Origin of the sequence: Shewanella sp. DAU305 (assembly GCF_026802235.1) — a bacterium.
Taxonomy (GTDB): domain Bacteria; phylum Pseudomonadota; class Gammaproteobacteria; order Enterobacterales; family Shewanellaceae; genus Shewanella; species Shewanella baltica.
In genome coordinates, this window is sequence record NZ_CP113808.1 from 1407766 (window position 1) to 1431628 (window position 23863).

Here is a 23863-nt window from a genome sequence, read left to right on the forward strand (position 1 = left end):
ATTTGATTGATCTAACGTTTGTCGTTGTTCACTAGGGAGAGTGCCATAGATGCGCAAGAATTTACCTATTACAGGGAATGAGAGAACCTTTCCGAAGGAGCAGCAACTTATTTCATCTACTGATATTAAAGGTACTATCCTACATTGTAATGATGCTTTTATCGCTATCAGTGGCTTTAGTCGAGAAGAGTTAGTTGGGAGCCCTCATAATATTGTTCGACATCCTGATATGCCAGAAGCCGCATTTAAAACAATGTGGAGCTACTTGCTGCAGGGTAAACCTTGGATGGGATTAGTCAAAAACCGCTGTAAAAATGGGGATTACTATTGGGTTAATGCTTACGTGACACCTGTAACTGAACATGGGCGAGTCGTTGGGTATGAGTCGGTTCGCTCTATGCCTAGCCGTGAGCAAGTTGCCTATGCTGAGCGTTTATATACTGCTATTAATACGGGTAAAAATCCTCATAACTCCACTTCAAAGCTGATGAGTCATTTATTCGGATTTAGTTTACCTTTAGCCGCAATTATTATTTCGTTATTGTTGTGGTGGAGTCTAGGTCCGCTGAAGCCGCTATTGCTTTTTTAATTACCGCATTATTCATCCACGGTTTGGGAATATATCGTTTACAGCAATCACTCACTCATTTACTGGTACTAATGCCAACGCCTTTTACTGATCCCCTTGCCGTTGCTTCGTATGCTAAGAACTCAGGTAGGTTAGGGCAATTAGAGGTGGCATTACTCGCTGAGTCAGCCCATTTAAATACAGTACTAACCCGGATTGAAGATGCATCATCTAAAGTGGCGAGTCAGTCTGACCAAGTGATGCATTTATCATTAGAGGCTGCGGATTGCATCCTTAGGCAGCAAATGCAAACTGAGCAAGTTGCCACCGCAATGAATCAGATGACTACGACTATCGCCGAAGTTTCTGCACATGTGCAAGATACGGCAACAAAAGCCAGTGATGCTGATGAGCTAGCGCGTTCTGGTGCTGTCGTGGCGGGACAAACACGGATTGCAATGCAGCAGCTACAACAAACAGTAAATGATATTAGTCAGTCTGTCGCCGATTTAGCCGAGCAAACGAATCATATTGTCGGTGCTGCACAATTAATTGAACAGATTGCGGAGCAAACTAACTTGCTCGCGCTTAACGCCGCGATTGAGGCGGCGAGGGCGGGTGATCAAGGCCGAGGCTTTGCTGTAGTTGCCGATGAAGTAAGGCTGCTTGCTTCACGAACTACTGAATCAACCAAAGATATTTACCGTATTATTCAACTGTTGTCGGCGAAAGCGAAAGCGTCAGTGTTAGTGGCTGAGAATGGTTGTAAAGACACTGAATTAGGCGTTGCCCAAGTAGAACTTACTCAGCAGTCATTAGAGGGTATTAGTCTTGCCGTTAGCAGCATTGCAAATATGGCAATACAAATGGCCGCAGCAGTGGAAGAGCAGGCACATGTAGCTGAAGATATTAACCATCAAATTGTGCTTATTTCTGAGCTTGCTGACACGTCATTGCATCAAGGAACTGAAGTAAGTGAAAGTGGTAAATCTTTACAGCTGACATCTGAGCAATTACGTGAGTTAGTCGCACGTTTTCGCAAGGTATGACATGAATCGATCATAGTGATCAAATCGCTTGATTGAACAAACAAAAAAGCCCAAGTTCATCAGAACTTGGGCTTTCTTTATTGAGAGTTAATGTCTTGAGTACTGACGTTTTAAGATTGAGTTTTGTTTATTTGGGTAAGTTCATGCTCGCGAGACTAGGAATGATCTGTCGACACCATTCATATCACGAGCGGCTCGTATAAAACCGACCAAACCACTGTAAAACAATTCTAAACATCAGTATCTAATTTAACCGCTTAACTTTAGTGCTTAATCTTTTAATCTATTAAGCACCGATTAAACGGTATCACATTAATCCTGTGAATTTCTTGGACGACTCGCACCGTTATTTGGGCGACGGGTATTTTTCTTTGGGCCATTGGCGTAAGGGTTCTCACCCGCTTGGCCACGATTTTCGCCAGCGCCTGAACGGCTTTCACTTGGACGACTAGCGCCTGCGCTATTAGCACTACCATCGTTTGAACGTGCTGGACGTGGTTTGGCATCACTGCGGGGTGCGCTACTGGCTTCACCGCTGTGTCTTGGGTTCTTGTCGTTTGGCTTGTGGCCGCGCGCGACGTCACCGCTGCGTTGACCATCTTTATGCTCGGCGCTTCTTGGGGCACCATCGCGTGAGCTAGGTTGGTTTGAGCTGCGGGTATTTCTACGGCTTGGCACTGATTTACCGCTGCTTTTTCCGCCGCCACCTAAACGTGATTCAGGCAATACATGGTTAAAGCCTTCAACCATTTCTCGGTCTAATACGCGATTGATCAAACGCTCGATATCGTTCAGCAGTTTGATTTCTTCGTTGCTCACCAGTGACACGGCTTGACCCGATGCGCCAGCACGGCCAGTACGGCCGATACGATGCACATAATCTTCTGGCACGTTCGGTAAGTCGAAGTTAACCACTTGTGGCAATTGGTCAATGTCCAAACCACGGGCAGCGATATCGGTTGCAACCAGTACGCGAGCTTGACCATTTTTAAAGTCGGCCAAGGCTTTAGTACGCGCTGTTTGGCTCTTGTTACCGTGGATAGCGGCGGCTTTAATGCCCGCATCTTCAAGGCTTTTCGCCAGACGGTTAGCGCCATGTTTAGTGCGCGAGAATACCAGCACTTGTTGCCAATCGTTTTGCTTGATGAGTTGGATCAACAGTGCCGATTTCTGGCTCTTATCGACTGGGCAAACCCATTGTTTTACTGTGGTCGCCGCCGCGTTACGTGGCGTAACCGAAATTTCGACCGGATTATTCACTAAGCCTTTTGCCAGCTCACGAATTTCATCGGAGAAGGTGGCTGAGAACATCAGGTTTTGGCGTTGCTTAGGTAAAATGGCCAGGATCTTACGGATGTCGCGGATAAAGCCCATGTCGAGCATGCGATCGGCTTCATCTAATACTAAGATTTCAAGCTGGCTGAATTTCACCGCTTTTTGATTGTACAGATCCATCAATCGACCTGGTGTGGCGACTAATACGTCGACACCGTGGCGTAATTTCGCGATTTGTGGATTGATAGGCACGCCACCAAATATCACCGCTGAGCGCAGTGGTAAATTCTTACCATAGGTTTCAACACTTTCTGCAACCTGAGCCGCCAATTCGCGTGTCGGAGTTAACACTAATGCGCGCACTTGGCCTGCTTGGGCACGGTTACCTTTACTCAGGAGTTCGAGCATAGGTAGGGTGAAACCTGCTGTTTTACCTGTTCCTGTTTGGGCGGCCGCCATCACATCTTTGCCTTGAAGCACAGCGGGAATTGCTTGAGCTTGGATTGGCGAAGGTGTGTCGTAGCCTTGTTCGGCAACGGCTTTAAGTATCGGGGCCGATAAGCCCAGGGAGGTAAAACTCATAGATTGGTCTCTTGTGGCAACGCTTTGCTGCATTTATGGTCAATAGCCAGGTCTGCTGGCGGGCGTGCAGCTTACAGGATCAGGGCTTTAAGTGCCATCTAATAAAGACTTTTACAGCGGGTTTCATTCATATTGGCACATAAATCGCTTGTCAGCGGCTTTCACTCGGTCTCGCTTATCTTTTAGGCGCAAGTTTCCTCAGTCGAATTTGAGCTTATTGAGGGCGAATCTGCATTCGGTTAAGTGCTGTATTGTACTGGCAGAGGCTTTGGAGTTGGACTTTTACTGTTATTTTTGGGTGCGGTTGAGCTTAATGGATTCTCCAAATGTACAGGATGGCTATCAGGCTGATTCAATCAGCTAAACAAGCCGGTTTAAAGTTAACTTGTCGGCACTTTTTATCTAAAAGTTAGAGTGAGTTAGCGGTAGATCACGCTAGATAAATTTGAGTGGTATAAACTCAAGGCGATAGGAGTAGAATTCATCAATATCTATTCTCTGCATGCTTGCGATTACTCTCGTGTTTATTTTAGGATGAGCTAACGCGGGAAATGGTTAAACGCCTCTCATTTATAGGTGGATTATGACAGCGATACAGCATATTGAACGTCTTGCTCGAGGTCGCAGTGAACAGGCCGTCGCTGTGATTAAAAATGTGCAGCAGATGTCGAACATCCCCATGCATGAGATGCAACTCGCCCTCAAACAATTGCTCAACTGCGGCCGAATTGCGCTGCATTTTCACCCCGATAGAATCGACAGCCGTGGTATGACAGTGGCCGAAGGTTTGCTGCGCGATGGTCAATACCGCAGTCAGTTTGAGACCCATATTTCTAACGGTCAGTTATCCCCTGAATTAGGTGGCCCAAGGGATCACTGGGAAAATCAGCTGTTTGGTGATGTATACAAGGGCACTAAATCTCGGCCTAAATATGGCGCACTCGATCTGGGCATGTGGCAGGACGGCCCCGCGCCGCGTTTTGGTAGCTGTTATTTGCTGACCCACGCCAGTGTGATGGCACGTTCAACCTTTTGTTATCTCGACTCGTACCGCAATCCGAAAGAGAAGGGCACGCTATCATGCTTCGATGATGTGTTAGCGGCGCTGCTGACCGAGAGTTTTGAGCGTCACTATGCCTTAGGCAAATCCGACTTTAAGCCACTGAATGTGATTCATTATTTGGGGCATCAGCTCAATGCTTCCTTGCTGTCACGTTTCGAGCGGCCGTTATCGAATAATCTCGATCATTATATCGAGGCGCAGATCCACGGTGATGTTTCCCTCGATGAAGATATCGCTATGCTGGTGGCCGATCCAAGTTTTAAAGGCACTGATATTGGCGCCAGCTTAAGCAAGATTTGCGACAGATATGATATCGAGTTGCAATATCATGATGGTTTTAGCCTACATACGGCGCAGATCCCAAGCGATTTTCGCGGGCCGACTATGCCATCGCTGGCCAATCGTATCGCCATAGAAGACAGAGTCGATGCCTATGCGATAGGTGTGGCCGCGCGGGATTTATATCATTCACCCCAGCATTGGCGCGAACGCGGTAACCGTGCTCAAGTCGCCCACGAACTTAAGTTGCTCTGGCATGTGTTAGTGAAATACGGCGCAGTGCAGTAAGGATTACGTTTTTAAAAAACGTTTGATTGTAAAATGTGGCGCTAACAAAAACAGCGAGATAACCTCAGGTTAGCTCGCTGTTTTTCTATTATATTTCAGCTTTAAGGTCGTTCTAGCAACCTGTGTCGACCTTGTTATAGGTGGGGATTCCCGTCGTCTCCCACTTGTAGTCTATATAGCAATTTGTCGCTTCGACTTGCGCTTGAGTCGGCGTATCAAGGTTCAGTTTTTGCTTCGGTGTGGCAATGACTTGGTAGGTACCGCCAGTAGTATGGATTCGATAGGACCATTCATCGACATTGAGCCCAGCAGCCTTAAAGATCTCTGGCGGCGTAGTATAAGCGGCGCTTGGTGCTGTACCGCTGGCACTGGCAGCCCAAGGTTGGTAGTTTTCGCCACGGATCCCGTCGTAAACGACTCGATTGGTGGTGCCGCTGTTAGCAATTTCCGACTTAGCTTTGAATAGGGTGACGGCGGATTTCATCGAAGCCTGTGCACCTGAAAGCTGACTCTTATAGGCATCTGATTGTATATTAATGAATTTAGGTGCAGCAACTACGGCTAATACTCCTAGAATAATAATGACCACAACGAGTTCAATCAGGGTAAAACCGGCATTTTTATTTGGCATAGGTAAGGGGATAATTAATACAAAGAGGTTCATGCTACCTAAGTTTCCCCAAACAGGCTAGTGCTAGGGAAAGTTCCGTTAACTCAGGGATTTGTTTATCTTTAGCTCGTTTTTGTGAGTCTGCTAGCAAAAGTCTGTAATAGGGTTTCATCTGCTTTAGATGCCTGCGATACTGCGTCCCTATCGGAACTTTTTAGCCGTTGCAAGCCCCGTAAACTGAGTAGTTATCGATAGCCGATCCCCGCTACGAGTCGCTTAATTGTTTTCTTGTTGGAGCACCATGGATAAGTCGTTAGAAAAATCCCTTCTTGTTTGGCTTAAAGCCCAAAAAAAAGCCTGTGGCTTGTTCCTTAAATTGTCGTTATGGCTTGGGATGATAAGCGCCGTCGCTATGGTGGCGCAGGCTTATATTATCGCGACGATTCTGGATGGCGTGATCATGGGGCAGCAAGTCATACCGCTAACTGCCAATGCCCAAATGGTCAGTTCCAGCGTGAGTATTGATACTTATACTCCTCATTTGATTGCGTTAATCGCCTTGATGTTACTGCGCGCCTTGCTGGCTTATGGCCGTGAACGCGCCAGTTTTGAGGCGGGTAAGCGCCTTCGTGGTCATATCCGCGCGGCAGTGATGGACAAGTTGACTAAGCTAGGTCCGGCGTTTATTAAAGGTAAACCCGCAGGCAGTTGGGCCAGCATAGTTTTAGAACAAGTCGAAGATTTACAAGACTTTTATGCCCGATACCTCCCACAAATCAGCCTAGCTGGTTTTATTCCCATCCTCATCTTAGCGGCGGTTTTCCCGATTAACTGGGCGGCAGGATTAATTCTGTTACTCACAGCGCCGTTAATCCCTATGTTTATGATTTTAGTTGGCATGGGCGCTGCCGATGCCAATCGCAAGAATTTCAGTGCGCTTGCAAGATTGAGCGGCCACTTTATGGATAGATTAAAAGGCTTAAGCACGTTGAAACTCTTCCACCGTGGTGACGCTGAGCTAAAGGTAATCGCCACTGCTTCGGAAGAGTTCCGTAGTCGTACTATGTCGGTACTGCGCATGGCTTTTTTAAGCTCGGCGGTATTAGAGTTTTTTGCGGCGGTTTCGATTGCTGTGCTGGCGGTTTATTTTGGTTTCAGTTACTTAGGTCACTTAGATTTTGGCTACTATGGCGCGCATGCCAATATCAGCTCAAGTACAGATCCTCAAATAGTCGGTATTCCATTTAGCCTGTTTACTGGGCTGTTTATTCTGATTTTAGCCCCTGAGTTTTATCAACCGCTGCGGGATATGGGCACTCATTACCACGCTAAGGCGCAGGCCGTCGGCGCCGCGGAAGCCTTGATTACCTTGCTCGAACATCCTGAACCTGAGTTTGTCGGCCAAGTGCGTATCAATAGCATAGAAACCCTGAGTGCTGATCATCTTGAAGTGTTTAGTGTTGATGGCACGCGTTTACTCGGCCCGCTGAGTTTTGAATTAAAAGACAATCAACGTTTAGCCTTAGTTGGCCCAAGCGGTGCGGGGAAAACCAGTTTACTCAATGCCTTATTGGGATTTTTACCCTATAAGGGCCATTTGCTGATTAATGGCCATGAGTTATCCGCATTAGATTTAGCCCATTGGCGACAGCATTTAGCTTGGCTGGGCCAAGAACCGCAGTTATTCCACGGTACTGTGCGGGATAACGTAGCTTTAGCCGACCCCACTCTGCCCGACGATACGCTGTGGCACTTGCTGGCAGAGGCCAATATTAGCGACTTCGTTAAGGCGCAGCCATTGGGTTTAGACGCGCCAGTCGGTGAGCAATCTTCCGGTTTATCCGTCGGCCAAGCCCAGCGTATTGCCTTGGCAAGGGCGCTTGGGCAAAAGGCGAGTTTGTTTGTCCTTGATGAGCCTACGGCCAGTTTAGATAGCCAGAGTGAGCAGGCGGTGAGTTCTGCGTTAAATCGGGCCATGACGGGTAAGATGTGCATTATGGTGACCCACAGATTAGATCAGTTAGATCAAATGGATACTATTCTTGTGCTCGATAAAGGCTTGATAGTACAGCGGGGCGACTTTACCACTTTGTCTAACACGCACGGCTTATTCCAAACCTTGCTGCGTGAGAATATTGAGTCCGTGGCGGATATTGAACTTGTACCGTTATCGGTCAGCGGCAGTGATACGCAGCTTGACAGTGACGCTCCACTCGACAGTGCCGCCGAGCCCACTAAAGGAGACGCCCAATGAAAGTGCTAATCCCCTTTATTCGATTGTTCTCGCGCCAGTGGCTGATGATGTCCGTGGGCTTACTGCTGACTATCATTACCTTGATGGCTGGCATAGGTTTACTGTCACTGTCGGGCTGGTTTCTTTCCGCTACCGCGGTCGCGGGTTTGACGATAGTCACGGCGCAGTCCTTTAACTTTTTCACTCCTGCTGGCGGTGTGCGTTTCTTATCAATTGCCCGTACTGCCAGTCGTTATGGCGAGCGTTTAGCGACCCATGAGGCGACCTTTAAGTTGCTGACTGAGCTTCGCGTTTGGGCGTGGCGTAAACTCTTGCCGCTCAGTGCTAAAAATCTGCAGGGGCTACGCCGTGGCGACATGCTCAATCGCTTAGTTGCCGATATCGATACCCTAGATCATCTATATCTGCGACTGCTCACGCCTATGGCGGCATCACTGCTGATGACTGGGCTCTTGTATCTATTCCTCGCTTGGTTCGATGCCAAACTTGCCCTCAGTCTTTGCCTATTTTTAGTCGCCGTTTGGCTGGTGATGCCACTGCTATTTTATCGCCTTGGACACGCGCCGAGCCGAACTATGCTCGAAACCAAGCGCCATTATCGGGTGCAGTTGTTAGATATGCTGCAAGGCCAAGCCGAACTCAGCCTATTTGGCGCCAACGACAGATTCAGGCAGAAACTGAATGATGCGCAGACAGAGCTGTTTCGCAGCCAAAGTGCGATGGCCAATATCACAGCGCTCAGCCAAGCCATGTTGATCCTCTCCACTGGCTCAGCCTTGATCATGATGCTGTATTTAGCCGCTCAAGGCGTGGGTGATGCCGTGCCGCCGGGCCCCATGTTTGCGCTTATGGTGTTTGCCACTATGGCCTGCGTTGAGATGATGATGCCGATTGCGGGCGCGTTTCAGCATTTGTCTGGCTGCGTATTGGCGGCGACACGGATTAATGAAATCACCGAACAAGAGGCCGATATTCAATTTGTTGCCGATACTGGCCTGAGGGCAAAATCTGGCGCCTTACAGATTGAAGATATCCACTTTGGTTATCGAGACGATCAACACGTGCTGCAAGGCTTGTCCCTTGAGATAAAAGCGGGGCAAAAAGTCGCGTTACTTGGGCCAACGGGTTGCGGTAAGTCGAGTTTACTGGCGCTGATTACCCGCGAATGGCAAGCCCAGCAAGGGCACATCAAGCTCGATGGTCTTCCTCTTTCAGATTACAGCGAGCGCGGTCTTAGGGATGCGATAACTGTGATTAGCCAACGCATCTATCTGTTTGCGGGCACCTTGCGGGAAAATTTAGTATTAGCGCTACCTGTTATCGAAGGCGAGAAACGCACGGCCCACGACGCACGCTTGATTGATGTGTTACAGCGGGTTGGACTTGGCGCTTTACTCACGGGAGATAAACCGCTGGATATGTGGATTGGTGAAGGTGGACGTCAGCTTTCGGGTGGCGAGCAGCGCCGAATTGGTGTTGCAAGAGCGCTGCTGCGTGATGCGCCGCTGCTATTGCTCGATGAACCGACTGAAGGGCTAGATAAACGTACCGAGAGAGAAATTTTAAGTTTACTGTTTGAGTTTGCTCAGGATAAAACCTTGCTGATGATTAGCCATCGTTTAACTGCTATGGCGAAGATGGATCACATTCATCTACTCGGTCAGGGTAAGATTATTGCCTCTGGCACTCACCAGAGCTTAATTGAAAACAGTGCAGAGTATCAGGCCTTATACCAAAGACTCGCTTAAGCCTCCTGTATTCAAGCCTTTAACGTTCAAGTCTTTGACGTTCAATATGATGAATAGCGATATTTTTTACCCATTAAAAGCGGATATAAATCGATGAACCCTGCGATGCCAGAAGCATTAGCCCCACAAATCAATGCCCATTTTAATGGTAAATTTGAGGTCGAGCTTAAATATCGCTTATTGGATCGCCACGCTTTTTTCGCTGCCTTGCAGATGAGAAATCCTGAGATCATGCTCGAAGATAATCTTGAGCATGATTGTTACTTTGATCTGCCATCACAATCACTTAAAGGCGAACACAAGAGCTTGTGTATCCGTGAGATGCAGCCATCGGGGATAATGCTGTGGATAGTGAAAGGGCCAGAAAAAGACCGCTGTGAAGCCGTTAATATCACCGAAGCGACCAAGGCAAAGAGTATGTTGCATACCTTAGGTTATGAGTGCGTACTGGAAATTAAAAAGCGCCGCAGTATCTATTTTCTGGGTGAATTTCATCTAACAATCGATCATATCGAAGGTTTAGGGGATTTTGCCGAGCTTGCGATTATGACTAACGATGAAACCTTGTTGCCTAAATATGAAGCGCAATTACAACAACTCGCCGCCGATTTGGGTTTAAGTGAAACGCAGCGGGAGTTGCTATCCTATCGGCAGTTGCAGCAGGCTTTAAATGATCAGTGATGATTCAATCTTGTTGGATTCATAGCTTAAGGTTCATGGCTTAACGTTTAATAGCTTAACGTTTAGTAGCTTAAAGATTAGTGGCGTAAGTTTAATGGCCGGATGCTAAATCCGGCTAATCAATCCCTCGCAACAAACCGCTATGGCTTAGTTCAAATCCCTTTGAGCGTCACTGTCCATATCGCATTCAAGGTTTGTTTTAACTCGCTATCGACGACTTAAACTTAAGCCTTGTATTTAAACTTAAGCATCGCATTTACATTCAAGCCACTTTCACAAACTTAAACTCAAATTCAAACTCAAACGATTTAAGCAGCGGTTACCCCGCTTTATTTGCCGTTAATTGCCAAATGCGTTTTAGCCTAAGCGTTGTGAAAAGGCGAGGTAGCGTTTCACTTCCGCTTCAGGGAATTTTAATTCGTCACCATCTTGAACACTCGAGAGTAAATTCTCCCGAGCGAAGCGTTTGATGGTCGCAGGTGTTTTATCTAACATTTTGCACACTTCATCTAAGGTTAATAAGTTATCGCTCATAGCACTCTCCCAGTATTTCAATAGAAACATAACCCAAAGAGTATAGAACAATAATTTCAACCAAGATGATACCTGCAACCTAAACCGCTAAGGTTATGACTCTATTTTGTGGTTGCGTGCCGTTTCCCGCACTTGACTCTCTATTTGCAGATGCCCTTTTGCCGCAGTGATCGCCAGAACCGCGCGGGACTTAAACTCGCGGCGATATAAGGTCGCGACCACAAATAAGCTCGCCGAGATAAAGAGTATCGGGTGTACAAACCAGCACAATACTGCCATCGAAAAGTAATAGGCGCGTAAGCCATAGTTATAGGAGTGCGCCGCTTGATCTTGTACCGTCGCCATTTGTCTTGCATAGGCTTTGAGATTGTCGTTCGAGCCATCGCTGTCTAAAGGACCCGCGCCTATCATCACGTTCACAAAACCGTATTGGCGCATCGACCAAGTAAACTGGAAGAAGGCCATCACAAAAATACTGACTAGCAAGGCGAGCTTGACTTGCACCAGCGCATGATTCGGTGGCGTGGCGAAGGGAATCGTCGCAATAACACTTTCTAGTCGTTCAACTTGTGCAAATAAGGTCAGCACACCCGCGAGCACAAATAGGGTGGTCGAGGCAAAAAAGGCAATATTGCGCTCAAGGTTGGCCAGTAGTGCCGCATCACCCACACGCACGCCGCGGGTCATTACCTCAAGCATCCAGTAAATTCTATGCTTATGCAGACCTCGGGCAATACAGTCGGTATCTTTCGCCTTACGACGGGCAAAGGCGGTATAGCCAGCCCAAGAAACGATAAACCACACCAATGCAGAAATATCTAACAACGAAAATTCCATAGTTACCTTGAGAAAGTGACCTTGAGAAAGTGAAAAAACAATCGATTGATTGAAGGCTGATTATGAAGGTTTTTATCTCCTAGGCGCAATCCCCTAGTATCACTTTGAAATCCATCCTATTCACAATTTGAAGCCGCTCACATTGGTGTTGAAACCTCTCAATTGGTGAGACTTAGTTTGGGAACGTGAGTTAAAAAGTTAAATGGGTAAGTGTGCTGTTTCGCTGAGAGATAGTTATTATCGGCATCAGGTCAAACATAGGAGTGAGGCCAATCATGGTACTGACTCGACGACACGCAGCTAGTCCGTCCGTGGATGCTCGACCGCCCCGTCCATGGGGCGGACGGTCGTCTCGCCCATTACCATGGTTTGCCTTTTGAACATCAGCGTAATCTGCCGATTCAAAAGACTAGCGTTACCATGCCGCGAATGGCCACTTTATGACAAAACTTAATTACCCTAAACCCTTCAACAACCTGAAATTGAGTTATTAAGAACTGAACATCTAAAAATTTAATTATGGGTGGATTATTAAATTCCTAAACTTCTTATGAATGCAGCAAGTATCTACTTTTAAAAATTTTTCTATTGTATACATATCGCAGATCCTTTACATTCTTGAAGTGTTTCAAGGAGTGGTAACACTTGTGTTGCCCACTCTCTTGAGAGTGAAACTAATTTTGAAGAGCTTGCTCTTAGCTTCGTGCTTGCCCTGTATGGGGTGTTAACTTGATAACTCACAAACTCCTTGGGACACACTACTAATTTATGGAGAAGAATAGTGGGATTATCTAGTAATATTTGGTGGACAAGGAAATCTCGGATAAGGGCTGAAAAACGACTTTTATCAAATGCTCTTCATTCACAATTATTGTTATTGTGGTATTCATTCTTTTCTGTTGCAGTTTCAATTTATTATCTCAATGATCCTCAATCGCAGATAAGTGCTACTTACTGGGTAGTGTACTCCGTTCTAGTTTTAGTCATGTCATGCTTTATCAATGGCTTATCCTTCAAGGAAAGAGCAAACCTGATCAAAGAGTGCTACATTGGACTCAAGAGCTTACATTTAAAAGCTAAGCACAACGAAGAAAATGGAGATGATAAAGTAACTTTATCCATAATTTCAAAAGACTATGAGCAATCTTTAAACGCCTGTGAAAATCACACTGATGAAGATTATGTCATAGCTCTTTGTACCGATTATTGGTCATCAAACAACACGACTGTAAATGCCGAGCCAACAACACCTACATCTACAATAATACCTGCATCAACGAGTACGCATGAGCCTAGAACTTATCAAAAAATTCAGTTTTTCTTCTATTTTATCAAAGTCTTATAGTTTTATCTTTTTTATACACTCTACCAGTAATAATTATGTGTTTGTAGTGGTCAAGTAAAATTGGCCACGGTTTTAGAGTCATTCCAATATAAACGTTCTGACTCATTTGGCGTTAACCCACCATTATATTGATGGGGTCTGGTCTCACTGTAATATCCAGTAATGTAATTTGTGATCTCTTTATCTGCTTCTGTAAAATTCCCATAACCACTGGCGGGTATCCACTCAGATTTCAAACTTCTAAAGAAACGCTCCATTGGTGCGTTATCCCAACAATTCCCGCGGCGACTCATACTTTGCTCAATCTGAAGACGCCATATTAATTGTCTGAATTTCAAGCTTGTGTAATGTGAACCTTGATCGCTGTGATAAATCACATTCTCAGGTTTCCCCCTTAACTCAAATGCCATTTTCAAGGCTTTACAGGTCAGCTCGCTGTCAGGTGATAATGACAAAGCCCACCCAACAGGTTTACGGGAAAACAGGTCTAGAACAACCGCTAAATATGCCCAACGATTACCGACCCAAACATACGTCACATCGCCACACCACACTTGATCTGGTTGAGTTACGGCAAACTGTCGATTAAGCGTATTCGGGATCGCTACATGCTCTTGTGCAGCTTTCCTATAAGAATGTTTAGGCTGCTGACAGCTCAATAACCCAAGCTTTTTCATTAGATTACGGGCTCGATAACGACTGAGACAGATCCCTTTGTTAGTCACTAATTGCGCTATCGTTCGAGCACCGGCAGAGCCATGACTAATACGATGCGCGGCCTTCACTTCACTGCATAAAATTGTAAAATCAGCATCGATATGTTCTTTTCTTTTTAGCCAATATTTATAGCTACTTCGATGCACTTTGAATGCATTACAAATTGTGAGAATAGAGTGGCTCTGCTTGAGTGCGCTGATCAGCGTAAATTGTTCATCGAGTCTGACATCAAGAGAGCGGTAGCCTTTTTTAGGATTAGATTATGCTCCTCAAGACGCGCTATTTGTTTCTTCAGTTCACGGATTTCAATTTGTTCTGGGGTAATCGGAGATGCTTTTGGTGTGCCACCCTGGCGTTCTAGTTTTAACTGTCTCACCCATTTATCCATAGTGGACTTACCTACGTTCATCGCCTTTGCAGCTTCGATGATGCTATGGTTTTTATCGAGGACTAATTGGGCTGCTTCAAGTTTGAATTCAGCACTAAATGTTTTTCTGGTTGTCGATCTCATGTGTTCACCTAAGGTCATCTATGAGGCAATAATATCACCTCTATTTAGGTGGCCAAAATCAGTGTGCCACTACAGTCAACGGCATGAATCTAAGCAGATTGCTGATAAAGTTATCAGTAAATTTAAAGCTGTTGGTCTAACAGTTCACTGCCCTATAAAAAGCCCTGAGAAATCAAAAATTGACACAATATGTACTGGATTCGACTATCTAGGTTATGATTTTAAGGGGACGTTAATATCTGCTAGAAATGGAACTATAGAGAATCTAAAGTCATCACTATCTGGTATCTTTACTAGTCACAAACATGCGAGTTCTCCTAGGCAAGAATTTCTCGAATGGAGAATTAATTTACGAATTACAGGGTGTATATTCGAAAATAAGAGCAAAGGTTGGTTATTTTTCTTCTCAGAAATTAATGATGAACAGCTTCTTCATAGACTTGATCATTATGTATCGAAGCTTTGCAAGCGATTTAAAGTTGATGTAGTTCCCAAGAAATTTGTGCGTTCATTTAAAGAGATCACTCATAGAAAATATGAGACCACTTATGTGCCAAACTTTGATGATTATGATATTGCTCAGATGAGTGAAGTTTTGGTTCAGTACTTTGGTTACGAACTTAAAGGCTTAAATGCTACTGAAATAAAATACGAATTCCATAAGAAAATTGGTGGCCAAGTCAAAGATCTAGAAGTAGATATCAAAGACTTTAGCTACTAACGAAATGCCTTCCAATAAGTGCGAGGTCTTTAACTTTGATCTAGATATTCGTCCTTCATAAGCATATTTAATCCAATCACCGGTACTTCCCTTACCTATATAATCATATCCACCATGAAATCCGGCCACCCAAGTTAAAACAACATAATAAAAAAAGTGGGGACACCCTTATTCTTTGTCTGCTCTAATGAGCCAAAAACACCAAAACAAACAGTTCTAGCCACCATTACATACTAACTCCTGCCTCTTGAACCTACAGATATCGCTAATGCTAAAAGGGTGCGCTAGGGGTTTTTGCGAGACGACCGTCCGCCCCATGGACGGGGCGGTCGAGCATCCAAGGACGGACTAGCTGCGTGTCGATGAGTGAATGCCCTGGCAAGCTTATCTGCATAGATAAAGTGAACTCGATATCAGTCTCTTTTAAGCTACTAGCAACCCATCGCCGTTGGTAAACACTGGCAAAAATGAGCGGAATCAACCAATAAAAAAGTTTGTGCACAACTTTCACCCACTACTTTCAGGACGAAAAAGATCCCAGAAAAGAGTTATGGGGATCCTGTTGTAATGAATAATCTCAGTGATCATTTCTCGAATGGAAGTTTGGGTATGAACATTAACTCCGTACGTCAATTTTCGGCTAATAAAAAGGCCAGACAGTGTCTGGCCTTAACTTTACATTATGGTCTCAGCTTAAAGCCGAAGACGGTAGCAAGCTTATTCTTCGCCATCACCCAAAGACAGTAACGTCGCGTTACCACCGATGGCGGTGATGTTGTTAGTGCGAGTCTTTTCAGTCACAAAACGGGTTAAGTAGTGTGGGCCACCGGCTTTAGGGCCAGTACCAGACAGGCCTTGACCGCCGAAAGGCTGTACACCCACCACAGCGCCGATTTGGTTACGGTTGATGTAGACGTTACCCACATTCACTTTATCTGCAACTTCAAGGGCATGGCCTTCGTTACGGCTGTGGATGCCTAAGGTTAAGCCAAAGCCTGTGCTATTGATCTCGTTGATCACTTGGCTTAGCTCTGCAGCCTTGTAGCGAATAATGTGCAGGATTGGGCCAAAGTGTTCTTTCTCAAGCACTTTAATCGAATCGATTTCAACCGCAGTGGGCGAAACGAAGTGACCGTTCTCAGTGCCAGCAGGCAGCGGCATTTGCTTGATAAGCTTACCGACTTGCTTTATGTGGTCGATGTGCGCATCTAAGTTGGCTTTGGCGGTGGCGTCAATCACTGGGCCTACGTCAGTTTTCACTGAGCTTGGGTTGCCAATCACTAATTCATCCATCGCGCCTTGCAGCACTTCGATCACGCGATCGGCGATGTCTTCTTGTAGGAAGAGTACGCGCAATGCTGAACAGCGTTGACCCGCGCTGGTGAATGACGATGAAACCACATCGTTAACCACTTGCTCAGGTTGTGAGGTTGAGTCCACTACCATGGCATTTTGACCACCAGTTTCGGCGATTAAAGGAATAATCGCGCCATCACGGTTGGCCAGTGTACGGTTAATCAGTTTTGCAGTGCCAGTTGAACCGGTAAAGCATACGCCGCCGATACGTTCATCGGCTGTAATTGCGCTACCCACAGTCGCACCCGTACCTGGTAGGAATTGCAGAACCTCAACAGGAATACCTGCTTGGTGAGCAAGTTGTACTGCACGGTAACCAATAATCGAGGTTTGCTCCGCAGGTTTCGCGATCACTGTGTTACCTGCCGCTAATGCCGCAGACACTTGGCCGAGGAAGATGGCCAATGGGAAGTTCCACGGGCTAATACACACGAATACGCCGCGGCCTTGGAGGAACAGTTCGTTCAGCTCTCCTGTTGGGCCAGGAAGCAGTTCAGGCTTCGCCATCATTTTCTTGGCTTGTACTGCGTAGTAACGACAGAAATCAACGGCTTCACGTACTTCGTCGATACCGTCTTGAATGCTCTTGCCCGCTTCACGGGTACACAAGGCGATCAATTCTTCGCGGTTTTCTTCTAATAAGTCAGCGAGTTTTTGCAGCGCAGAGGCACGGGTTTCAACCGGCGTACGTGCCCATGAGGCAAACGCCGCTTCAGCAGACGCGAGTGCTTGTTCTATGGCCGCATCATCGGCAAAGGCTACTTGACCCACTGTTTGGGTGGTGTCGTATGGGCTGACTATGGTTTTGTGCTCACCGGTTAAGGTTTTGCCGTTAACCAGAGGGCCTGCTTGCCATTGGGTATTTTTAAACTGTTCTATTGCCGCGAAAAATGGCTCAGATTCGGAAATGATGTTCATATTGAGTCCCTTGGAATTTTTGCGATCACTACCGAAAATATCGGCAGGTAAAACGATTCTATTGTTAGCCAGGGTTTTATAGCCCGTCAGCGTTTTTAGCGGATGCACCACTAATGAGTCGATTGGGGTTTTAGGATCAACGAGCTTGTGGACGAACGAAGTGTTGGCCCCGTTTTCCAGCAGACGACGCACTAAGTAGGGCAGTAGATCCTTATGGGCACCGATGGGCGCATAAATACGTACCGATTTGGCGCCAGCTTCCGACAAAATCGTGTCGTACAGCTCTTGTCCCATGCCGTGTAAGCGTTGGAACTCATGGTGACGATCGCCCGCCATATCTGAAATCGCCGCAACGGTTTGCGCATTGTGGCTAGCAAATTGTGGGTAGATAGCGCCGCGAGTCGCATCCGATAACAAGTAGCGGGCGCAGGCGAGGTAAGAAACGTCAGTACCGGCTTTACGAGTGTAAAGTGGGTAAGCGGCTTCGCCAGCTTGTTGGGCCCATTTCAGTTCGCTATCCCAATAGGCGCCTTTTACCAGACGTAAGGGGATTTCATCTCCTTGCTCTTTCGCAAGGCGAGTTAACCAAACCAGTACGGGCAGGGCACGCTTAGAGTAAGCTTGAACCACAATACCGAGTAATCCCCAGCCTTTTGCCGCTTCTGAATTAAACAGTTTTTGGAACAGTTTCAGTGACAACTCGAGGCGATCGACTTCTTCAGCATCGATAGAAATACCGATATTTAAGCCGCGAGCCAGTGTAATCAGGCGGATAACTGTGTCGTACAGTTCAGTTAAAACGCGGTCTTCATTGGCCACTTCGTAACGTGGGTGCAATGCCGATAGCTTGATTGAAATCGTTGGGCGCGGTGATTCATTTTCGTTATAGCTTTGAGCACCGAGCTCAGTGATCGCATTGGCGTAATCGGTATAGTATTTCTCTGCATCTTTGCGAGTTAACGCCGCTTCGCCCAGCATATCGTATGAATGGGTATAGCCTAACTTACGCTTGTCTTCGCTGTTTTTCAGGGCTTCTTTCATGTTGCGGCCCAGCACGAACTGCTTACCCATGATCTTCATCGCGGCCATCATGGCTTGGCGGATCACTGGCTCGCCGAGACGATTAACTAAGCGGCTGAGTAAGTTACTTGGGGTGCCATCGATTTTTTTATCGAGCTTAACAATTTTACCCGTGAGCATAAGGCCCCAGGTCGATGCGTTAACGAGTACAGAATCACTCTTACTCATGTGCTCATCCCACTTAGCGCCTGAAAGCTTATCTTCAATCAGTGCATCGGCAGTGGCCGCATCAGGAATACGCAGCAACGCTTCGGCTAAACACATCAGGATAATGCCTTCCTGTGTTTCTAAGCTGTACTGTTGCAGGAAGGCATCTATGCCAACCATCAGACCTTTTTTATCGAATTGACGAACCTTGTTAACCAGTTCGTGGGCACGACGAGTGACGCGCTCTATGGCTTCATCACTTGAGGGAACTAGTTGGATCAACTCTGACAAGTATTGTTCTTCATCGACAATGTAGTTGTCGCTGATCGCTTTGAACAGTTCGTCGAGATTGGCAGAATCGTAGCGGCCTGCCAGCACTTCACTCGCTTTGAACATAGTTATCGCTTCCATCTTGGCCGTTATTGGGGCGCTATTGTTGAAACAAATTGGGAGGCGCCAAACGCATTTGATATTTTGTATACAATATGAAGGTTTGCGCGCGCCGATTATACAACCAAAATGTGACGGACAACACTATAGCGTGAAAGATTGTGAAGCTTGTTTGATTGGCTTGTTAATAAGTAGATGTAACGCTTGATTGACAAAAAAGCCAGTGTTTGAAAACACTGGCTTTTAGAAGGTAAATTAAGACTTTTTGTGTGTCAGACTCACATCCAACGTTTTTTACTGCGACGTTGTGGTCTGGGTAAGTACACTAAAATAATGCCTAGGATTAAACCTAAACCTGCGATTAATCCACCTTGACGCCAAAGTTCAAAACGCTCGTCTTGGGCGGTGCGATCTACTGTATTCTTCAGTTGATCACGTTCTTGGGTAGTTTTGGCTAGGTTTGTTTCTAACTCGCTTAGCTTAGCCTTCAGTTCGGCAACTTCGTCGGCGTGGTTATCTGTCGAACTTAATACTTCCGCTAGCTTAGCTTTAGCTTGTGCAAGCTCAGTGGTTAACGCTGGCACTTGTTCACGGAAACTTTGAGTCGAGCTGATTAAGTTAGTCTGTACCCAACCTTCACGGCCTTTATGGTCGATGATCTTAGAGTAATCACCTTGGGTTTCGTTGAGCAGTGTCACAGGTTGACCGGCTTCAATTGAGCCAAGAATTCGAAACTCAGTACCAGGGCCACCTAAAAGATAAAGAAACACGTTATCCGAGATGTAACGGGATTGGCCTTCGGCCAGCAGGTTGGAAGACAGTAACATCATTCCTACCAGAGTCAGGAGTCTAAACACTTTTGTATTCTCATCAACGAAATAGTCTGCACATGCTAGGGATTTGAGGCCTGTAATGCAAGAGGGAAGTCATAGACTTCCCTCAACTTTACTGCATCCATGCTATGACCATTCCCTTTTCACTCAATCTTTCCTATGACCTTCTAGTCCTAGGCGCTAATGCTACTTAACTTCAGCAACTTATTTAGCGAAACTTCTTAATTAAAGATACCTTTAATCATGTAGAAGAAGATGATTGATAGGCCTGCGCCTGCAGGTAGGGTCACAACCCAAGACACAACGATATTACGCACTACACCAATATTAATCGCTGCGATACCACGGGCCATACCCACACCTAATACCGCACCGACTAAGGTTTGTGTGGTGGAGATAGGTAAGCCTGTGCCCGATGCGATAACCACTGTCGAAGCCGCTGCTAATTCAGCCGCAAAACCACGACTTGGCGTCAGGTGAGTGATGTTTTTACCGATGGTTTGCATAACGCGCTGACCAAAAATCGCCAGACCCATCACAATACCTATGGCACCTAAAGGTAAAATCCACCAGACTAATGGCGATTTTGATGCAATTTCACCGCCGCTGTTAACGACAGAAACAACCGCCGCTAAAGGACCAATCGCGTTGGCAACGTCGTTTGAGCCATGGGCGAAAGCCATACAACAGGCTGTCAGTACCATCAGGATCGCAAACACTTTTTCAACGTTTTTGAACTGAGTTTGACGGTCAGTTTTGTCGCTCATTTTTAAACGTGAAATCGCCACTTTACCCACTAGACCAACCACAACCGCGATTGCGCCCGCTAACATATAAGCTTCAGCGCCGCTTAAGTGAATACCCACGTGGGATAAGCCCTTAAGGATGGTCACTAAAGACATCATAAAGCCAGCAAATGCCATGTAGAAAGGCACATAACGCTTAGCATTACTCAATGGGTCATCAGTGTTGAAGATAAGTTTCTGTACGCTTTGGAATATGATAAATGCCATAAAGCCTGAGATTGCAGGGGTAATCACCCAAGAACCTACGATACCGCCCACTTTACCCCATTCAACCGAATCAGTGCCTACACCTACTGCAGCGAAACCAATAATGGCGCCGACAATAGAGTGTGTAGTCGATACTGGCCAACCTAAAGCAGACGCGACGACTAACCAAATACCTGCCGCTAATAGCGAACCTATCATGCCGTAAACCAGCAATTCAGGTGTATTAGTGAAGTAGCTGGGATCAATAATCCCATTACGGATTGTACTGGTGACTTCGCCACCCGCTAAAAACGCGCCCGCAAACTCAAAGATCATCGCGATAATAATCGCTTGTTTGATCGTAATTGCGTTTGAACCTACAGAGGTTCCCATCGCATTGGCAACGTCATTCGCGCCAATACCCCATGCCATGAGAAAACCAAATGCAGCCGCAACGGCAATAAGCCACGGGCCATTGGTGACTAAGACGTTAGCCACCTCAATACCTGCATCAACCATATTGATACCTTGATAACCTTATTTGTTAAACGCGAGCCAGCATAAGCTCAAGACGTGAACCGACGCGTTCGGCGAGATCTGCAAGACCACCGACCCACTCAATCGTTTTGTATAGGAACATCACATCGACAGGATTCAATTCAGATTCCATGGCGAATAACTGACGGCGTAACTGAATTTGTAGATCGTCAGTATCTTCTTCGATGATATCGAGTTCGTTGATCATTTTTGCCACTAAGTCGACTTCACGACCACGGAAACCTGTTTCTAACAGATCTTCGAGTTCATTAATGACTTGTTTTGCTAGTGCTACCGCATCAATACAGCGTTGTAGATAAGCAATAAAAGGGACTTGCATGACCTGAGGGATTAACAGCTGACGGCCGATAACACGACCAGAAATATCTTTTGCTTTGTTGGCAATCTTGTCTTGTTGAGTTAAAAGTTCCAATAAATCTGTACGTTCTACTGGCATAAACAAACCGCTTGGCAGAGTAAGGCGAATTTCACGCTTTAGTGAATCTGCTTGCTTCTCGGCTAAACTAATTTGCTTACGTAATTGAACCGCACTGTCCCAGTTACCTGTGATAGTGGCTTCGAAAAAGGCGACGAGTAACGATGCACAATCGTGTACTTTGTCCATGTGCTCTTGAAGAGGCTTAATTGGCGATTTTGCAAACACGCCCAAAATAGAGTTTACTGGCATTGCCGTTTACCTATTTAGATTGTTCCATTATTGGAAAAAGCGGGCGCATGTTAACCTATGCGTCCGCGTATTGAAACTGTGTTTTTTCAGAAAAAACGACAGGTTTATTCTAACGGGTTATATACCAACTGCAAAACCAAATCCTACGGGATTTTTATGACACATTTGTGACATTATGAACTAAAGATGACGCATCAATGAATGTTTGATGACAAAATGAGCGGTAACGCAATGAATGCTGAGATTGAATTAAAACTGTTTTTCCTGCCGATATATCAAGAATCCCTGATAAATAAGTTAGATAGTCTCGATAATGCCGTACCTCAAGGTAAACGTCGTTTGGCGAATGGTTACTTCGACACCCCTGACTTACAACTGCGTCAGTGGGACATGGGTTTGCGGGTGCGCGGTTACGATGCGCACAGGGAGCAGACCATAAAAACCGCAGGACAAGTCGTGGGCGGGATTCATTCGAGGCCCGAATATAACGTGACTATCCAAGCTGATAGCCCAGATTTAAGTCTATTTCCAGCCAGTATTTGGCCTGCCGATGCCGATTTAGCGGCCACTCAAGCCCAGTTGACCTGTATATTTCACACCGATTTTTATCGCCGCGCTTGGCATGTTCAGATTGATAATAGCGTGGTTGAAGTGGCGTTAGACATAGGTGAAATCACCGCTAATGGTCAGCAAGAAGCCCTGTGCGAGTTAGAGTTTGAACTCCTCAGTGGCGATACCGAAGCGCTACTTAAACTGGCAACGCAAGTGGCTAGTGTGGTGCCCGTGCGTTTAGGCAAAGCCAGTAAGGCGCAGCGCGGCTATCGATTGGCGGGTAAAGCTAAGCCGCTCGATTTAACCGCGTTAGAATTTCTGCCTCTCGCTGAACCCCGCGATTCTTCTACACAGGATTTAACCGCAAACTGCCAAATCTTGCTTGAAACCGCGCTTGAGCGTTGGCAATTATTAGAAAGCATGATTGCAGAGGAAAGCAAACCCGAAGCCTGTGTGGCACTGTGGTGGCGGATGCGCGCCTGTATTCGTCTACTGCGGATGACCTTAAGTCAGTTCGGATTATTGAATGTGACACTGTCGAGTCAATTCATGTCGATTGAAAAACAGCTCGATTTTATCGAGCAAGCACAGACGCTAACCGCCTTGCTTGGGAGCCAAAGGGGCTTATTCGCAAAACTTGGCCAACATGCCCAAGTTAAAGCGCGGCTCATGGCGCAGCTGAGTGAAATACATCTAACAGAACGTTTACTCTCCTTGTGGCAGCAAACTGAATATGGTCAATTACAGCTGGCGATTGTCGAGATTTTGCTTAAGGTCAGTGCCGGTGAAGTGGATATCAGCAATCAGCCTAGCTTACGCCAGCATGCCGACCTTGCCCAGCAAGCCTCTTGGATGGCGATCGTTGAGGTAATGCCACTCAATACTGTCATGACTACCGCAAATTACCTGCAAGTGGCTGCAGTACTTGATGAGAGCATCTTAGTCGGTCACGCCTATGGCAGTTTATATGAGGCGAAATCACGGGATGCATTTCGCGCACCTTGGCAAGATCTGGTACTCGGGATTAAAACCTTAGCCTGCTACCGCGCGGTGCAGGATGCGAGCCGAGAGTTGGATATTGATTTAAATGAATGGCTGGAAGACAAACAGCAAAGTTTATTATTTGCCATGGAGTCGACGCGTCGTAATGCGATGCAGCAACAGGCCTATTGGTAGGGTTATGTTTATAACGTTGAACTGATCCTAAGTCTATTGACTGGCGCAGCACTGATTCTAGCTCGGCACTGAAAAATACTAAGGGCTCAATCCAATATGGATTGAGCCCTTTCTTTTGTAGATTGTTAGCCC

18 protein-coding genes are annotated in these 23863 nt (G+C 46.2%); 9 read left to right on the forward strand and 9 right to left on the reverse strand.

What is annotated here, in order from left to right; translation table 11 throughout:
• Positions 1-49 precede the first annotated feature (49 nt).
• Positions 50-589, forward strand: coding sequence for a PAS domain-containing protein (locus OX890_RS21195; RefSeq protein ID WP_268650256.1), 540 nt, complete (start codon positions 50-52; stop codon positions 587-589).
• A 71-nt stretch (positions 590-660) separates the two neighbouring features.
• Positions 661-1617: a methyl-accepting chemotaxis protein gene (locus tag OX890_RS21200; protein ID WP_268650257.1), complete on the forward strand. Its 957-nt coding sequence runs from the start codon at positions 661-663 to the stop codon at positions 1615-1617.
• Between the two features lie 312 nt (positions 1618-1929).
• On the opposite strand, the gene OX890_RS06155 is transcribed toward OX890_RS21200, so the two are convergent.
• Positions 1930-3474: a DEAD/DEAH box helicase gene (locus OX890_RS06155; RefSeq protein ID WP_268650258.1), complete on the reverse strand. Its 1545-nt coding sequence runs from the start codon at positions 3472-3474 to the stop codon at positions 1930-1932.
• A gap of 583 nt (positions 3475-4057) precedes the next feature.
• Between OX890_RS06155 and OX890_RS06160 the strand changes: the two genes are divergently transcribed.
• Positions 4058-5104: a DUF3626 domain-containing protein gene (locus tag OX890_RS06160; protein WP_006085967.1), complete on the forward strand. Its 1047-nt coding sequence runs from the start codon at positions 4058-4060 to the stop codon at positions 5102-5104.
• A 112-nt stretch (positions 5105-5216) separates the two neighbouring features.
• On the opposite strand, the gene OX890_RS06165 is transcribed toward OX890_RS06160, so the two are convergent.
• Positions 5217-5735: a type II secretion system protein gene (locus tag OX890_RS06165; protein WP_011847675.1), complete on the reverse strand. Its 519-nt coding sequence runs from the start codon at positions 5733-5735 to the stop codon at positions 5217-5219.
• Between the two features lie 280 nt (positions 5736-6015).
• Here OX890_RS06165 and cydD point away from each other — a divergent pair, with 280 nt between their 5' ends.
• The 3 genes from cydD (at position 6016) to cyaB (ending at position 10397) form a co-directional block, all read left to right on the forward strand.
• On the forward strand, positions 6016-7968 hold the full coding sequence (gene cydD, locus OX890_RS06170; RefSeq protein ID WP_268650259.1) for a heme ABC transporter permease/ATP-binding protein CydD: 1953 nt from the start codon (positions 6016-6018) through the stop codon (positions 7966-7968).
• The gene (cydC, locus tag OX890_RS06175) at positions 7965-9716 is read left to right on the forward strand and encodes a heme ABC transporter ATP-binding protein/permease CydC (RefSeq protein WP_268650260.1); all 1752 of its coding nucleotides are present in this window, start codon (positions 7965-7967) and stop codon (positions 9714-9716) included. Before cydD ends, cydC begins: the two co-directional genes overlap by 4 nt.
• Before the next feature lie 93 nt (positions 9717-9809).
• Positions 9810-10397, forward strand: a complete 588-nt coding sequence (gene cyaB / locus OX890_RS06180; protein WP_268650261.1) for a class IV adenylate cyclase — start codon at positions 9810-9812, stop codon at positions 10395-10397.
• A gap of 357 nt (positions 10398-10754) precedes the next feature.
• Here the strand turns inward: cyaB and OX890_RS06185 are convergent, their stop codons facing one another.
• Together OX890_RS06185 and OX890_RS06190 are read right to left on the reverse strand one after the other, a co-directional pair.
• Complete coding sequence (locus OX890_RS06185) at positions 10755-10931, reverse strand: helix-turn-helix domain-containing protein (RefSeq protein ID WP_006082937.1); 177 nt, start codon at positions 10929-10931, stop codon at positions 10755-10757.
• Between the two features lie 93 nt (positions 10932-11024).
• Complete coding sequence (locus OX890_RS06190; protein WP_268650262.1) at positions 11025-11768, reverse strand: DUF599 domain-containing protein; 744 nt, start codon at positions 11766-11768, stop codon at positions 11025-11027.
• A 781-nt stretch (positions 11769-12549) separates the two neighbouring features.
• Between OX890_RS06190 and OX890_RS06195 the strand changes: the two genes are divergently transcribed.
• Positions 12550-13113, forward strand: coding sequence for an SLATT domain-containing protein (locus OX890_RS06195; protein WP_197721138.1), 564 nt, complete (start codon positions 12550-12552; stop codon positions 13111-13113).
• A 50-nt stretch (positions 13114-13163) separates the two neighbouring features.
• Here the strand turns inward: OX890_RS06195 and OX890_RS06200 are convergent.
• Positions 13164-14341, reverse strand: a protein-coding gene (locus OX890_RS06200) for an IS3-like element ISSba5 family transposase (protein ID WP_086012240.1) whose coding sequence is annotated in 2 segments (ribosomal slippage) — positions 13164-14083 and positions 14083-14341 — 1179 coding nt in all. Because the reading frame shifts where the segments join, the coding sequence is not laid out codon by codon here.
• Between the two features lie 61 nt (positions 14342-14402).
• On the opposite strand from OX890_RS06200, the gene OX890_RS06205 reads away from it, so the two are divergent.
• Complete coding sequence (locus OX890_RS06205; RefSeq protein ID WP_268650263.1) at positions 14403-15062, forward strand: hypothetical protein; 660 nt, start codon at positions 14403-14405, stop codon at positions 15060-15062.
• A gap of 717 nt (positions 15063-15779) precedes the next feature.
• Here the strand turns inward: OX890_RS06205 and putA are convergent.
• The 4 genes from putA to OX890_RS06225 all read right to left on the reverse strand — a co-directional run bounded on the left by putA (position 15780) and on the right by OX890_RS06225 (position 22003).
• Positions 15780-18974: a bifunctional proline dehydrogenase/L-glutamate gamma-semialdehyde dehydrogenase PutA gene (gene putA, locus OX890_RS06210; protein WP_172481204.1), complete on the reverse strand. Its 3195-nt coding sequence runs from the start codon at positions 18972-18974 to the stop codon at positions 15780-15782.
• Between the two features lie 257 nt (positions 18975-19231).
• Positions 19232-19780: a TIGR04211 family SH3 domain-containing protein gene (locus OX890_RS06215; protein WP_259512877.1), complete on the reverse strand. Its 549-nt coding sequence runs from the start codon at positions 19778-19780 to the stop codon at positions 19232-19234.
• 227 nt (positions 19781-20007) lie between these two features.
• Entirely contained in the window at positions 20008-21297 is a 1290-nt protein-coding gene (locus tag OX890_RS06220) for an inorganic phosphate transporter (RefSeq protein ID WP_259512851.1), read from the reverse strand.
• Positions 21298-21322: 25 nt separating this feature from the next.
• Complete coding sequence (locus OX890_RS06225; RefSeq protein WP_006082931.1) at positions 21323-22003, reverse strand: TIGR00153 family protein; 681 nt, start codon at positions 22001-22003, stop codon at positions 21323-21325.
• Between the two features lie 231 nt (positions 22004-22234).
• Here OX890_RS06225 and OX890_RS06230 point away from each other — a divergent pair, with 231 nt between their 5' ends.
• A complete protein-coding gene (locus OX890_RS06230; RefSeq protein WP_268650598.1) occupies positions 22235-23731 on the forward strand; it encodes a CYTH domain-containing protein in 1497 nt (498 codons plus the stop codon).
• The last annotated feature ends 132 nt before the right edge of the window (positions 23732-23863 follow it).

What these genes read in the sequence shown, in the direction of transcription:
- OX890_RS06225 (WP_006082931.1), bottom strand. Translation starts at nt 22,003, where the DNA reads ATGCCAGTAAACTCTATTTTGGGCGTGTTTGCAAAATCGCCAATTAAG.
- cyaB (WP_268650261.1), top strand. Translation starts at nt 9,810, where the DNA reads ATGAACCCTGCGATGCCAGAAGCATTAGCCCCACAAATCAATGCCCAT.
- cydD (WP_268650259.1), top strand. Translation starts at nt 6,016, where the DNA reads ATGGATAAGTCGTTAGAAAAATCCCTTCTTGTTTGGCTTAAAGCCCAA.
- OX890_RS06185 (WP_006082937.1), bottom strand. Translation starts at nt 10,931, where the DNA reads ATGAGCGATAACTTATTAACCTTAGATGAAGTGTGCAAAATGTTAGAT.
- OX890_RS06230 (WP_268650598.1), top strand. Translation starts at nt 22,235, where the DNA reads ATGAATGCTGAGATTGAATTAAAACTGTTTTTCCTGCCGATATATCAA.
- OX890_RS06220 (WP_259512851.1), bottom strand. Translation starts at nt 21,297, where the DNA reads ATGGTTGATGCAGGTATTGAGGTGGCTAACGTCTTAGTCACCAATGGC.
- OX890_RS06215 (WP_259512877.1), bottom strand. Translation starts at nt 19,780, where the DNA reads ATGTTACTGTCTTCCAACCTGCTGGCCGAAGGCCAATCCCGTTACATC.
- OX890_RS21200 (WP_268650257.1), top strand. Translation starts at nt 661, where the DNA reads ATGCCAACGCCTTTTACTGATCCCCTTGCCGTTGCTTCGTATGCTAAG.
- OX890_RS06160 (WP_006085967.1), top strand. Translation starts at nt 4,058, where the DNA reads ATGACAGCGATACAGCATATTGAACGTCTTGCTCGAGGTCGCAGTGAA.
- OX890_RS21195 (WP_268650256.1), top strand. Translation starts at nt 50, where the DNA reads ATGCGCAAGAATTTACCTATTACAGGGAATGAGAGAACCTTTCCGAAG.
- OX890_RS06155 (WP_268650258.1), bottom strand. Translation starts at nt 3,474, where the DNA reads ATGAGTTTTACCTCCCTGGGCTTATCGGCCCCGATACTTAAAGCCGTT.
- OX890_RS06190 (WP_268650262.1), bottom strand. Translation starts at nt 11,768, where the DNA reads ATGGAATTTTCGTTGTTAGATATTTCTGCATTGGTGTGGTTTATCGTT.
- OX890_RS06165 (WP_011847675.1), bottom strand. Translation starts at nt 5,735, where the DNA reads ATGCCAAATAAAAATGCCGGTTTTACCCTGATTGAACTCGTTGTGGTC.
- putA (WP_172481204.1), bottom strand. Translation starts at nt 18,974, where the DNA reads ATGGAAGCGATAACTATGTTCAAAGCGAGTGAAGTGCTGGCAGGCCGC.
- cydC (WP_268650260.1), top strand. Translation starts at nt 7,965, where the DNA reads ATGAAAGTGCTAATCCCCTTTATTCGATTGTTCTCGCGCCAGTGGCTG.